Annotated in this window: 11 protein-coding genes; 3 read left to right on the plus strand and 8 right to left on the minus strand. The window is 73.3% G+C overall.

What is annotated here, in order from left to right:
- Positions 1 to 12: 12 nt before the first annotated feature.
- Entirely contained in the window at positions 13 to 1,062 is a 1,050-nt protein-coding gene (locus AC6EXY_RS16205) for a diacylglycerol/lipid kinase family protein (protein WP_101829628.1), read from the minus strand.
- Positions 1,063 to 1,224: 162 nt separating this feature from the next.
- Here AC6EXY_RS16205 and AC6EXY_RS16210 point away from each other — a divergent pair, with 162 nt between their 5' ends.
- Complete coding sequence (locus AC6EXY_RS16210; protein ID WP_243407047.1) at positions 1,225 to 1,827, plus strand: hypothetical protein; 603 nt, start codon at positions 1,225 to 1,227, stop codon at positions 1,825 to 1,827.
- Positions 1,828 to 1,831: 4 nt separating this feature from the next.
- Here the strand turns inward: AC6EXY_RS16210 and AC6EXY_RS16215 are convergent, their stop codons facing one another.
- The 4 genes from AC6EXY_RS16215 to rfbC all read right to left on the minus strand — a co-directional run bounded on the left by AC6EXY_RS16215 (position 1,832) and on the right by rfbC (position 5,065).
- Positions 1,832 to 2,878 (minus strand): RNA polymerase sigma factor SigF, encoded by a 1,047-nt coding sequence (locus AC6EXY_RS16215; RefSeq protein ID WP_101829629.1) that lies wholly within the window; start codon positions 2,876 to 2,878, stop codon positions 1,832 to 1,834.
- Positions 2,875 to 3,411, minus strand: coding sequence for an anti-sigma factor (locus tag AC6EXY_RS16220; protein ID WP_101829630.1), 537 nt, complete (start codon positions 3,409 to 3,411; stop codon positions 2,875 to 2,877). Before AC6EXY_RS16220 ends, AC6EXY_RS16215 begins: the two co-directional genes overlap by 4 nt.
- A gap of 416 nt (positions 3,412 to 3,827) precedes the next feature.
- A complete protein-coding gene (locus AC6EXY_RS16225) occupies positions 3,828 to 4,430 on the minus strand; it encodes a GNAT family N-acetyltransferase (RefSeq protein ID WP_101829631.1) in 603 nt (200 codons plus the stop codon).
- Complete coding sequence (gene rfbC / locus AC6EXY_RS16230; RefSeq protein WP_101829632.1) at positions 4,427 to 5,065, minus strand: dTDP-4-dehydrorhamnose 3,5-epimerase; 639 nt, start codon at positions 5,063 to 5,065, stop codon at positions 4,427 to 4,429. Before rfbC ends, AC6EXY_RS16225 begins: the two co-directional genes overlap by 4 nt.
- A 992-nt stretch (positions 5,066 to 6,057) precedes the next feature.
- On the opposite strand from rfbC, the gene AC6EXY_RS16235 reads away from it, so the two are divergent.
- Positions 6,058 to 7,287 carry an NAD(P)-dependent malic enzyme gene (locus tag AC6EXY_RS16235; RefSeq protein ID WP_101829633.1) on the plus strand — a complete coding sequence of 410 codons (1,230 nt, stop codon included), beginning with the start codon at positions 6,058 to 6,060 and terminating at the stop codon, positions 7,285 to 7,287.
- 254 nt (positions 7,288 to 7,541) lie between these two features.
- On the opposite strand, the gene AC6EXY_RS16240 is transcribed toward AC6EXY_RS16235, so the two are convergent.
- Positions 7,542 to 7,790, minus strand: a complete 249-nt coding sequence (locus AC6EXY_RS16240; protein ID WP_101829634.1) for a hypothetical protein — start codon at positions 7,788 to 7,790, stop codon at positions 7,542 to 7,544.
- 167 nt (positions 7,791 to 7,957) lie between these two features.
- Here AC6EXY_RS16240 and AC6EXY_RS16245 point away from each other — a divergent pair, with 167 nt between their 5' ends.
- Positions 7,958 to 8,935, plus strand: coding sequence for a zinc-binding dehydrogenase (locus AC6EXY_RS16245; protein WP_101829635.1), 978 nt, complete (start codon positions 7,958 to 7,960; stop codon positions 8,933 to 8,935).
- A 25-nt stretch (positions 8,936 to 8,960) separates the two neighbouring features.
- Here the strand turns inward: AC6EXY_RS16245 and AC6EXY_RS16250 are convergent, their stop codons facing one another.
- Both AC6EXY_RS16250 and AC6EXY_RS16255 read right to left on the minus strand, forming a co-directional pair.
- Entirely contained in the window at positions 8,961 to 9,140 is a 180-nt protein-coding gene (locus tag AC6EXY_RS16250; protein WP_101829636.1) for a DUF6104 family protein, read from the minus strand.
- 165 nt (positions 9,141 to 9,305) lie between these two features.
- On the minus strand, positions 9,306 to 12,846 hold a 3,541-nt coding region (locus tag AC6EXY_RS16255; protein ID WP_499842357.1), incomplete at its 5' end, for a multifunctional oxoglutarate decarboxylase/oxoglutarate dehydrogenase thiamine pyrophosphate-binding subunit/dihydrolipoyllysine-residue succinyltransferase subunit.

Consider the following 12,846-nt stretch of genomic DNA (forward strand, 5'->3'; position numbering starts at 1 on the left):
CCCGCCGGGCGGTCAGGCGATGACGCGCAGGGCGTGCGGGTGGTGGGAGAGCAGGATCTCGGGGCTCTCGCCGAGGTACTCGCCGTCCATCTGGATGGGCAGCGGGTCGGCACAGCGGAAGCGGATCGTCGCCGCGTCGTGGTGGCGCACGACGTTGCCCCCGCGGGGGCCCTCGCCGTCGCCGAGCATCTGCGACCCCGCGCGCAGCACGGAGGACAGCCGGACCCGGCGCAGCGCGACCAGGTCCAGGCCGGTGTCGAACGACGCGTCCGGGCAGGCGAGCACCGGGCGGGAGTCCAGGTACGTCCACGGCCGGGTGTTGCACACGATGCCGAGCGCGATCCGCCGTTCGTCGTCCCCCGCTCCCTCGCCCGCGGCACCGCCGGGCGCCTCGGTCTGCGCGCGGACGCCGGCGGGGTCGGACTCGGGCCCTGGCGTGACGCCGATCGCCGCGGGATCACCGGGGGTGTGGGCGTCGGTCGTCTCCAGCTCGATGGTGGGGGCACCGCGGTCGGCCCGGCCGGACAGCTGGGCGGCCGCGGCCCGCAGGAACAGCCCGGGGGTGTTGCGCCGGCCCCGGCTGCGCTTGCGCTCCACCCGGTCCACCACCCGCGCGTCCAGCCCGACGCCGAAGCAGAAGCTGAACCAGCGGCGCTCCTCACCCCAGGCGGCCTGGCCGAGGCTGATCCGCCGGCTGCGCCCCGCGCGCAGCGCGTCCAGCAGCTCCCCGGTCGCCTCGACGGGCGAGGCGGAGTAGCCCAGGGCACGGACGAACACGTTGGTGCTGCCGCCGGGCACGACCGCGAACGCGGGACCGTCCGGGATCGGACCGTTCTGGAGCAGACCGTTGACGATCTCGTTGACCGTGCCGTCGCCACCGAGGGCGATCACCACGTCGACACCGAGTTCCACGGCGCGCGCGCCGAGCTCCATCCCGTGCCCACGGCCCTTGGTGACCACCGTCTCCAGCGCGAGGTCCGCCGCGAGCGCGCTGGCGAGGACGTCACGGACGCGCTCGGTTGTGGTGGTCGCGACGGGGTTGACGACCAGCAGCCCTCGCATGTCTCTACCGTAGTCCGCCCGCACAGGTCGGGCGGCGCCTGGGAAAACTCTCACATCGGGGAAACATGACAGACCGCGCGGGCGGTGGGTGACCTCGTCAGACGGCGACGGCCGGGGATCGGCTCGCGACGGCGCGTCGGGAGTGGACGTAGTGTCGGGCATATGGGATCCACCCGTCGCTCCGCCGGTCGGCCCGGCGACGACCGGCCTGGCACCGGGCGGCTCGGCACCGGGCGGCCTGGCACGGACCGGCCTGGCACCGGGCGGCTCGGCGCGGTGCGCGCGGCCGTGGCCGGCGCGTCCGTACCGGCCCGGCTGGCCAGTGTGCTGCTCACGGCCGAGGCACTCGTGCTGCTGGCGCTCGGCGTCCTGCAGGTGCTGCGCGGGTTCGGTTCCGACATCGACGACGTGGGCCGCGCGGAGACCGGCGGCGTGCTCGCGCTGATCGGAGCCGCGGGGATCGCGGTGCTGGCAGGGGGCGTGTTGCGACGGGGGGCGGCGTTCAGGTCGCCAACCCTGGTCGTGCAGGTGCTGTGCCTGCCGGTGGCCTGGGGCCTGCTGCAGGCGGGGGACTACGGCTACGGCGTGCCGCTGCTCGTCGTGCCGCTGCTCATCGTCGGCTCGCTGCTGGTCGCGGGCGGGTTCGGCCCGTCGGCGCCGGACGCCCGCGGCCCGGGTGAGCGAGCTTCCGGCGGGCGCGGTACGCGCGGGGACGACGCCGAGGCAGGCGTCCCGCCCACCGCCCGCCGTCCGCGTCGCCCGTGAGCGCTCAGCCGTCCTCGAGCAGGCCGCGGCGCAGCTGGGCCAGGGTGCGCGCGAGCAGCCGGGAGACGTGCATCTGGGAGATGCCGAGCTCGGTGGCGATCTGGGACTGGGTCATGTTCCCGAAGAAGCGCAGCAGCAGGATCCGCTTCTCTCGCGGCGGCAGCTTCTCCAACAGCGGCTTGAGGGACTCCCGGTACTCGACGCCCTCCAGCGACTCGTCCTGGACGCCGAGGGTGTCCGCGACGGCGGGTGCCTCGTCGTCGCCCGAGTCGGGCGCGTCGAGCGAGACCGCGGAGTAGGCGTTCGCCGACTCCAGGCCCTCGAGGACGTCCTCCTCGCTCATCTGCAGGTGCCGGGCGATCTCGCTGACTGTCGGTGAGCGGCCGAGGGTCTGCGAGAGCTCGGAGGTCGCCTTGGTCAGCGAGAGCTTGAGCTCCTGCAGGCGGCGGGGGACGCGGATCGCCCAGCCCTTGTCCCGGAAGTGCCGCTTGATCTCGCCGACGATCGTCGGGGTGGCGTAGGTGGAGAACTCGACGCCGCGCTCGGGGTCGAACCGGTCCACCGACTTGATCAGGCCGATGGTGGCGACCTGGACGAGGTCGTCGAGCGGCTCGCCGCGGTTGCGGAAGCGGCGGGCGAGGTACTCGACCAGCGGGAGGTGCATGCGGACGAGCTGGTCGCGCATGGCGGCGCGCTCCGCGTCGCCTTCGGGCAGCTCGGCGAGGCGCACGAACAGCGCGCGGGCCATCGCCCGGTCCGGGGAGTGGGACCGCTCGGTGGTGGCCTCGCCCGTCGGCTGGTCGCCCGCCTCGGCCGCCGGCGCGGAACCGCCGGTCGCGGCGGAGTGGGCGGCCGGGTCGGAGCCGGTGCGGGACGGCGCGCCCCGCTCGTCCTGGGTGGCCTGCCCGTTGCCGGCCGCGGGTCCGCCGTCGGTCGGCTGGTCGTCCACCGCCGCGGCGCGCTGGCTGAGCGCGGCCACGGGGTCCGGCGCACGCGGGTCCTCGTCGGGCGCGGTGCGCGGCGGGGTCGGGGTTCTGCCGGTGGACGTCACGATGTACCTACCGCGTCCACTGACGGGGCCGCGTCGGCGGCGCCCGAGCCCCGCACGTGGCCGGCGGGCGGCTCACCCAGGTCCGCCCGCACTCCGCGCCGCTTCTGCAGCGTGATGCTCACCTTGGAGCCGGGACCGGTGTAGGCCTCGACGTCCCCGGCCAGCGCCTTGAGCACCGTCCAGGCGAAGGTGTCCTCCGACGGCGGCTCGCCGTCGAGGCTCTCGACCGTCACCAGCACGTGCATCACCCCGGGCGACAGCGTGAAGGTGCAGTCCAGCGACGAACCGGGTACCGCGGAGACGAGCAGGAGCGCGCACGCCTCGTCCACGGCGATCCGCAGGTCCTCGATGTCGTCGAGGGTGAAGTCGAGCCGGGCGGCCAGCGACGCCGTCGCGGTGCGCAGCACGGTCAGGTACGCGCTTGCCGCGGGCAGCGTGAGAGCGACGACGTCGCGCAGTCCGCCGGAATGGGCGGTGTGGCTGTCGATGGTGTCGGAGTTCTCCGCGCCGCCGGTCGAAGGCGTCGGATCCACGTTCCTACCCCCAAAGAGCCTGCGTCGTGCGAGGGGTGGGTCCCTCGCGGGTGGCCGTAGCCGGACTAACGATGATGTTGTAGGTGACTGCCTTCCCGATCGCCGACCCCGTCAAGCCTCCTCCGCCCGGCCGTGACGTCCCTCATGCCAGCGCAACCACGTCCCTGCGGGACGGTCGTGCCCCCGGCGGAGCGGTCATGCCCGGTTGGGATAGGCGCTTGTCGGCGTCCGGTGACGGCCACCGCCTCCACCGTACCCAGCCGTCCGCGGGTGCCGCAGGTCGGGTGATCGAAAGTCGTCGCGAAGGGTACGGTCGCGGCTTCCGTGCCCCCGGTGCGGTGTCCGTCTGCTGGGTAAAATGACCGATTTATGCCGCTTTTAGCGGGTGCGGGGTGAGGGTGAGGGTGGCGCGACGGTCAGGCCGGCGCGGCCGGCGGGCCGGCGGTGGGTGGGTCTTCGGTGTGCTGGGTGTGGGGGAACAGTGAGATGCCGGGGCACGGGCTGGCCTGGGCGGCGAGGGCGGTCAGGGCATCGCCGTCGAGGCGCCAGGTCGTCCAGCCGTCGAGCGGGTGGGCCGCGAGCGAGCGGTAGAAGCCGTGGGCGGGGGTGTTCCAGTCGAGGACCGCCCACTCCAGCCGGCGGTGCCCGTGCTCGACGGCGATCGCCGCCAGCGCGGCGAGCAGGCCCCGGCCGTGCCCGGCCCGGCGGTGCTCGGCGCGGACGAACAGGTCGATCAGGTGCATCCCGGTCTGGCCGGTCCAGGTCGAGAAGGTCGGATGCCAGATCGCGAAGCCCACGACCGGGGGCGGGACCACCCCCTGCGCGGTAGCCTGGTCGGGGGCGGACAGCGGGTCCGGGGTCGCGACCAGGCAGTGGGCGCTGGGCATCGGGGCGAAGAGGGCGGCCTGCAGGTCGGCGGCGGTCATCGCGACCGCGCCGGGCTCGCTCTCATAGGCGGCGAGCTGCCGGACCAGCGCCAGGACGTCCTCGACGTCCCCCGGTCCGGCGACCCGGATCACCGCCCGCCACCCGCGCCGACGCTCGCGGCCGCGCCGGCGGCGCGCAGCTCCCGGTAGAGCGCCTGGCACTCGCGGTAGGTGGGCAGCAGGCCGGCGGACTCCGCCTCCTTCAGCGTCGGCGCCGCGGAGTCCTTCGCGGACAGCAGCGGCACGAGCTCCGGTGGCCAGGGCAGCGCCAGGTCCGGATCGAGTGGATGGATGCCGAACTCCCGGTCCGGCGTGTACGGCGTCGAGCACAGGTAGGAGATCGCCGCGTCGTCGGTCAGCGCCATGAACGCGTGCCCCAGGCCCTCCGAGACGTACAGCCCGCACCGGTCGACGTCGTCGAGGACGACGGAGGCGAAGGCGCCGAAGGTCGGCGAGCCGGTGCGGATGTCGACGACGCAGTCCAGGACGCGCCCGCGCACGCAGGTCACGTACTTCGCCTGGCTCGGTGGAACCTGCGCGTAGTGCACGCCGCGCAGCGTCCCGCTGCGGCTGACGCTGTGGTTCGCCTGTGACAGGGCGAGGGGGTGGCCGACGACCTCGGCCAGGGCGTCGGAGCGGAACCACTCCAGGAAGGTCCCGCGGCTGTCGGAGTGCTGACGCGGGGTGAACACCCAGGCGTCCGGAACCGATAGTTCGCTGATCTCCACGACTGTGACGGTACCGGTTACCCGCGACGGCCCACAGCAGGCCGCGCGGCCCTGTCGGGACGCGTTGGTGCACAGGTGTGGCTCTTGCGGAGGACTGGCTCCGCTGGTGGGTGGGCGGGCCCGTCCGTTACCGGGGGTTATGCCAGTGCCGCCTGGAGTCATGTTCTCGGGTCGCGGCCGGGGTCGCCCGTCCCGCATGTCGATCCCGCTCCTTGGTGCCTGCGAACGAGGCCATGTGGGGATCGTGGCGGCCGGCGGTCGGGCCGGCGGGTTCGCGTCGGGGACGGCCCGCGTGGGCTGGCCACTGAGACCACGCCCACGGTCCGGCGGGCGGGCGAGGTCGATATCCATTCCGGCGATAGTTTTTGTGTTCGTGTCGAAGAACTCGTCGGGTGCGCGGGGCCACTCGGCAACGACCTTCACGGCGGCCCGGCCGCATCGCCCTTTGGGTACCTGACCTGCGAGAACTTCGTCCACGCTGCAGGTTGGGGAGGGTCTCGGCGCCGGTGTGGAGCCGCTGATCCCGCTGCCGGAGGCAGTCCTCGAAAAGGCGATTGTCGCGGCGAGGCCGGATATCCTGGCCCCATGACGAAAGGCATCGATGTGCACTGACGACCACTAGGCTCCGCGCGGCGCGACGTGTGACATGAGCGGGTTCGAACCGCACCCACCCCTGATCATGTGATACTTCGGCCACGCATCCGCACCCGGTTCGTGTCGGTCCGTTTCGATCCCGCGGCAACCCTGCTCGACCTGTTCGCCGTGAGCGAAACCTTACGGTGAACGGCGCCGGGCCCGCGTGCCATATTGGATGTGCCCCGGGCACCCCCCGGGTTCTTGTCCCGCCCCACACGATGTGGTGGGACCGCTCAGGCTCGCCCTCCCGCGGACCACGCCACGCTCGGGGGGCGGGCAACCTTGTAGCCGCCGTCCTGGTGGGACCACGACCGCCCCAGCGGGTCCACCGGCGGCTTGTCCGAGGAGCAACCTCCGTGACCGCAACCACTGACCATTCGACCCTCGACTCCACCGCCGCGTCGGAGCTGGCCGCGGTCAGCCCCCGGCCGTCCGACGACGACCCCGCCTTCGCCCTGCACCGCGGCGGGAAGATCGGCGTTGCGCTCACCGTCCCGCTGGAGAACCGCGAGGACCTCTCGCTCGCCTACACCCCCGGCGTCGCCCGGGTGTGCACGGCGATCGCCGAGACGCCGGCCCTCGCCGACGACTACACCTGGCGCTCCAACGTCGTCGCCGTCATCACCGACGGCACCGCCGTGCTCGGCCTGGGTGACATCGGCCCCGCGGCCTCCCTGCCGGTCATGGAGGGCAAGGCCGCGCTGTTCAAGCACTTCGGCGGCGTCGACGCGGTGCCGCTCGCGCTGGACTGCACGGACGTCGAGCAGGTCGTCGAGACCGTCGTGCGGCTCGCCCCGAGCTTCGGCGGGATCAACCTGGAGGACATCTCGGCGCCGCGCTGCTTCGCGATCGAGCGGCTGCTGCAGGAGCGGGTCGACATTCCGGTCTTCCACGACGACCAGCACGGCACGGCGATCGTGGCGCTGGCGGCCCTGGAGAACGCCGCGAAGCTGACCGGGCGGACCCTCGGCGACCTGCGCGCGGTGGTGTCCGGAGCGGGTGCGGCCGGCGTCGCGGTGACCCGGATCCTGCTCGCCGCCGGCATCGGCGACATCGCCGTCGGCGACAGCCGCGGCATCATCTACCCCGGCCGCGACAACCTCACCTCGGTCAAGGCGGCGCTCGCCGCGGAGACCAACAAGGCGCACCTGACCGGTTCGATCACGGACGCGCTCAACGGCGCCGACGTGTTCCTCGGTCTGTCCTCCGGCAAGGTGCCGGAGGAGGCGGTCGCCACCATGGCGCCGGAAGCCATCATCTTCGCGATGGCGAACCCGGACCCGGAGGTGGACCCGGAGGTCGCGCACAAGTACGCCCGCATCGTGGCGACCGGGCGCAGCGACTACCCCAACCAGATCAACAACGTGCTGGCCTTCCCGGGCTTGTTCCGCGGTGCCCTCGACGTGCGGGCCAGCCGGGTGACGGAGGGCATGAAGCTCGCCGCCGCCGACGCGCTCGCCGCCGTCATCGCCGACGAGCTCACCGAGGACCACATCATCCCGAGTGTGTTCGACGAGCGGGTCGCTCCCGCCGTCGCCGCCGCGGTCGCCGCGGCCGCCCGGGCGGACGGGGTCGCCCGGCGCTGAGCCGAGCAGTGGAGGATCACGCGCCCGTGTGGCGGGAGCGTGACCGGTGCGGGTGGGGCACCGGTGCGGGGTGGGCGGCCGGAGCGTGGGCCGCGGGCATGGCCGGGGCGGCCATCGCGCCGCCAGCACCGGCGATCGGGTTCTCGGGGCCCCGCGGAGCTTCTCCGCGGGGCCCTGTGCCGTTTCCGGGGCTGGTTCGTCAGGAGTGCTGGGGCGGGGTGTGGTCCGTGCCTCCCGCCGGCCGGGACGAGCCGTCAGACGCGGTTGCAGCCCGGGCAGGGGCGGTTCTCGGCCGCCTCGGCGAGGGGGCGCAGCGTCCCGCAGCCCTTGTAGGAGCAGCAGACGAAGTCCGCGGGGAGCACGGTGATGACCGGCGTGCCGTCGATGATGACCGTGGCGGGGGCCTCCGGCGCTGGCGCCGGCCGCCGCCGGCGGCGCCAGCCCAGCCGGCGGTGGGAGCCATGCCGTTCGGGCGTGCCCGGGCCGTCCTGGTGGGTCACCACGGCCTGCCCACCGCCTCGCACGCGCTCGTTCTGCCCACGGCGATGAGTTCAGCACACCGGCGGGGCGCGTGCGCGGGTCGGGGCGGAGGATCCGTGTTCGTCGGGATCGGCGCCGCGGCCGCCGGCGGATACTCGCCCCGCGGCGCGGTCGGCCGTAGGTTCGACGTGTGCTTGCCGTCGCCGCCGTCGCCCTGCACCCCGACAGCCCACTCGACGGACTGGACATCGGGGATCGGCCCGAGCCCACGCCGCCGGACGGATGGACCACCGTCGAGGTTCGGGCCGCCTCGCTGAACCATCACGATCTCTTCAGCCTCCGTGGGGTGGGCCTGCCGGCGGACCGTCTCCCGATGATCCTCGGCTGCGACGCCGCGGGCGTCACCGCCGAGGGGGAGGAGGTCGTCGTGCACGCGGTGATCGGGGATCCGGCGGCGGGCGGCGGCGACGAGACGCTGGACCCGCGCCGGACCCTGCTCTCCGAACTGCATCCGGGCACGCTCGCGCAGCGGGTCGCGGTGCCGCGGCGCAACCTCGTACCCAAGCCCGCGGAGCTCTCCTGGGAGGAGGCGGCCTGCCTGCCGACGGCCTGGCTCACCGCGTACCGGATGGTCGTCTCCCGGTCCGGGCTGCCGGCCGCCGGTGGCGGCAGCGTGCTCGTGCAGGGCGCGGGCGGCGGGGTCGCCACCGCCGCGCTGCTGATCGCCAAGGCCGCCGGGCACACCGTGTTCGTGACGTCGCGCGACGAGGACAAGCGGCGTCGCGCCGCGGCGCTCGGCGCGGACGCGGTGTTCGAGCCCGGTGCGCGCCTGCCCGCTCGGGTCGACGCGGTCATCGAGACGGTGGGTGCCGCGACCTGGGGGCATTCGGTGCGCTCGCTGCGCCCGGGCGGCCGGATCGTCGTGTCCGGCGCGACCAGCGGGCCGAATCCACCGGCCGAGCTCACCCGGATCTTCTTCCTGCAGCTGTCGGTGATCGGCTCGACGATGGGCAGCCGCGGCGAACTCGCGGATCTGGTCGGCTTCCTCGCGCGTACCGGCATCCGCCCGCCCGTGCAGGAGGTTCGGCCGCTGGCGCAGGCGCGTGGCGCGTTCGAGCGGCTCGCGGCCGGGGACGTCTTCGGCAAGCTCGTCCTGGTTCCCGGCTGATCATCTCGCCCCCCGGCCGGGGAGCTCAGAGGTCCGGGTCGTCGTCGGGGCGGGCGAGCCAGGTGGCGAGGCGTTCCACCGCCTCCTCGAACTGCGGGTGCACATCGACGAACGCGCGCAGCGAGTCGGCGAGGCCCTCAAAGGTGACCGTCTCCTCGCCGCGACGGTCGACGAGTTCCTCGATACCGCGATCGGTGAAGTACATCCGCGCTCCTGTTGCCCGGCCGATCCCCCGCCCCCGTGACGCCCCGGTGCCTGCTCCGGGCGCCGTCGCGGATGGTGCCCGCTGACGATGCCGTCCGCGAGGATCAGGCTAGCCCACCGGCGGGTGGCCACCGCCCACGGGAGGCAGCCACCGGCCGGGTACGGCTCAGATCTCGTAGGCCGCCTCGACGAGCGCCCGCTGCTCGCGCTCGTGCACTCGCGACGAACCAGATGCCGGCGCGGCGGCGGCCCGCCGGGAGATGCGGCGCAGCCGGATCCCGCGGGGCAGGTACTCGGCGATGTTGAGCGCCATGTGCGGGTAGGCGCCCTGGTTCGCCGGCTCCTCCTGCACCCAGACGACGTCGTCGACGTTCGGGTAGCGCTCCAGCACCGCGGCGAGCTCCGGCCCGGGGGTCGGGTAGAGCTGCTCGACGCGCAGCAGCGCGAACCGGCCGGCGTCGTCGTGCTTGTCCCGCGCGGCGGCCAGGTCGTAGTACACCTTGCCGGAGGACAGCAGCACCCGGCGCACGGCCGACGGGTCAGCGACGGCCGCGTCGTCGATCACCGGCTGCCAGGCGCCGCCGGTGAGCTCCTCCACCGCCGAGGTGGCCGCCTTGAGCCGCAGCATCGACTTCGGTGTGAAGACGACGAGCGGGCGGCGTACCGGCGAGAGTGCCTGGCGGCGCAGCAGGTGGAAGTAGCTGGCCGGGGACGACGGCGCGGACACCGTCATGTTGTTGTCCGCGCACAGCGACAGGTACCGCTCGATGCGGGCCGAGGAGTGGTCCGGCCCCTGCCCCTCGTAGCCGTGCGGGAGCAGCAGGACCAGCGAGGAGCGCTGCCCCCACTTCGCCTCGCCGGCGGTGATGAACTCGTCGATGATCGACTGGGCGCCGTTGGCGAAGTCGCCGAACTGCGCCTCCCACAGCACCAGCATGTCCGAGCGGGCCACCGCGTAGCCGTACTCGAAGCCCATCGCCGCGAACTCGCTGAGCAGCGAGTCGTAGACGTAGAAGGTGCCGACGGCGGTGTTGTTCTCCGTGCCGTCGAGGCCGTGGCGCAGCGTGCGCAGCGGGGTGTGGTCCTCGGCGGTGTGGCGGTCGACGAGCACGGCGTGGCGCTGGCCGAAGGTGCCGCGGCGGCTGTCCTGCCCGGTCAGGCGGACCGAGCGGCCGTCGAGCAGCAGGGTGCCGAACGCGAGCGTCTCGGCGAGGGCCCAGTCGATCCCGGCGGACTCGACCATCTGCGCGCGCCGCTCGACCTGTGGCCGCAGCCGCGGGTGCACGGTGAAGCCCTCGGGCAGGGTGACCTGCGTCTGGATGACCCGCTTGACGGCCTCCAGCGGCACGGCGGTGCTCACCGCGGCGGCCGCGGCGGCTTCCTCCGGCGTGGTGACGATCCGCGGCTGTGGGGCCGCGCCGGACGGTGTGGTGTCCCGCGTCTGCGCGAACGCCTTCTCCAGCTCCGCCCGGTAGGACTTCATCGCCTCCTCGGCCTCCTCGCGGGTGATGTCCCCGCGGCCGATCAGCGCCTCCGTGTAGAGCTTGCGCACCGAGCGCTTGCTGGCGATCGTGTCGTACATCAGCGGCTGGGTGAACGACGGCTCGTCCATCTCGTTGTGGCCGCGACGCCGGTAGCAGAGCAGGTCGATCACGACGTCCTTGTGGAACGCCTGGCGGTACTCGAAGGCCAGCGCAGCGACCCGCACGCACGCCTCCGGGTCGTCCCCGTTGACGTGGAAGATCGGCGCCTGCACCATCCGGGCGACGTCGGTGGCGTAGACCGACGAGCGGCTCGAGTCCGGCGAGGTGGTGAAGCCGACCTGGTTGTTGATGACCAGGTGGATGGTGCCGCCGGTGCGGTAGCCACGCAGCTGGGAGAGGTTCAGCGTCTCGGCGACGACCCCCTGCCCGGCGAACGCGGCGTCACCGTGCACCAGCACGGGCAGGATGGTGAAGCCCGAGTAGCCCTTGTCCAGGATGTCCTGCTTGGCGCGGACGACACCCTCGGTGACCGGGTCGACGGCCTCCAGGTGCGACGGGTTCGCGACGACCGACACCGGCACCTCGCGCCCCGACCGACCGCTGTACACGCCGTCGGCACCCAGGTGGTACTTGACGTCGCCGGAGCCGTGCGCGGTCTGCGGGTCGAGGTGGCCCTCGAACTCGTCGAAGATCTGCCGGTACGACTTGCCGACGATGTTCGCGAGCACGTTGAGCCGGCCGCGGTGCGCCATGCCGATGACGACCTCGTCCAGGCCGGCGTCGGCCGCCCGGTCGAGCACCTCGTCGAGCGTCGGGATGGTCGACTCGGCACCCTCGAGGGAGAACCGGCGCTGGCCGACGTACTTGGTCTGCAGGAAGGACTCGAACGCCTCCGCGGCGCCGAGGCGCTCCAGCACGTGCAGCTGCTCGGCCGGGTCGGGGCGCTCGGCGGAGCGCTCGACCCGGGCCTGGATCCAGGCCCGCTCGTCGGGCTCCTGGATGTGCATGTACTCGATGCCGACCCGGCGGCAGTAGGAGTCGCGCAGCACGCCGAGGACGTCGCGCAGCGACATCGTGCGCTGCCCGGCGAACCCGCCGACGGCGAACTCGCGGTCGAGGTCCCACAGCGTCAGCCCGTGGCTGATGATGTCCAGGTCGGGGTGGCTGCGGATGGCGAACTCGAGCGGGTTCGTGTCGGCCATCAGGTGCCCGCGCACCCGGAAGGCGTGGATCAGCTCCTGCACCCGGGCGCCGTGGTCGAGGTCGCCCTCGTGCACCACGGGGATGTCGGCCACCCAGCGGATGGGCTCGTAGGGCACCCGCAGCGACCGGAAGATCTCGTCGTAGAAGCCGTCCTCGCCCAGCAGCAGCTGGTGCATCCGGCGCAGGTACTCGCCCGACTGGGCGCCCTGGATGATCCGGTGGTCGTACGTGCTGGTCAGCGTGATCGTCTTCGAGATCGCGAGCCTGGCCAGCGTGTTCGCGGATGCGCCGGAGAACTCGGCCGGGTACTCCATCGCGCCGACGCCGATGATCGTGCCCTGGCCCTGCATCAGCCGGGGCACCGAGTGCACCGTGCCGATGCCGCCCGGGTTGGTGAGGCTGATGGTGACCTCGGAGAAGTCCTCCGTGGTCAGCTTGTTCGTGCGGGCCCGGCGGACGAGGTCCTCGTAGGCGATCCAGAACTCGCGGAAGTCCAGCGCCTCGGCCTTCTTCACCGCGGCGACGACGAGCTGGCGGCCCTTCGGCGTGACCAGGTCGATCGCGAGGCCGAGGTTGATGTGCTCCGGCTGGACGACCGCCGGCTTGCCGTTCACCTCGGTGTAGGAGGCGTTCATCGCCGGGTGGGCGGCGAGCGCCTTGACCATCGCGTAGCCGATGACGTGCGTGAACGACACCTTGCCGCCGCTGGAGCGGGCCAGGTGGCGGTTGATCACGATGCGGTTGTCCGCGAGGAGCTTCGCCGGGAACGCCCGCACCGACGTGGCGGTCGGGACGTGCAGCGAGGTCTCCATGTTGGTGACCACGCGCGCGGCGGCACCGCGCAGCGGTGTGGCCACGGCACCGGCGGGCGCGGCTGGGGCTGCCTTCGCGGCTGGGGCTGCCTTCGCGGCTGGGGCTGCCTTCGCTGCCGGGGCCGCCGAGGTGGCGGCGGCCGGCGACGCCGCGGGGGCCCCGGTGGCGGGACCGTCGAGCGCCGCCTGGTCGACGGCTGCGCCGACC

The organism is Frankia sp. RB5 (assembly GCF_059816245.1).

Bases quoted from the DNA above. Each gene is read 5' to 3' on its own strand.
- AC6EXY_RS16250 (WP_101829636.1), bottom strand. From the start codon at position 9,140: ATGTACTTCACCGATCGCGGTATCGAGGAACTCGTCGACCGTCGCGGC.
- AC6EXY_RS16210 (WP_243407047.1), top strand. From the start codon at position 1,225: ATGGGATCCACCCGTCGCTCCGCCGGTCGGCCCGGCGACGACCGGCCT.
- AC6EXY_RS16205 (WP_101829628.1), bottom strand. From the start codon at position 1,062: ATGCGAGGGCTGCTGGTCGTCAACCCCGTCGCGACCACCACAACCGAG.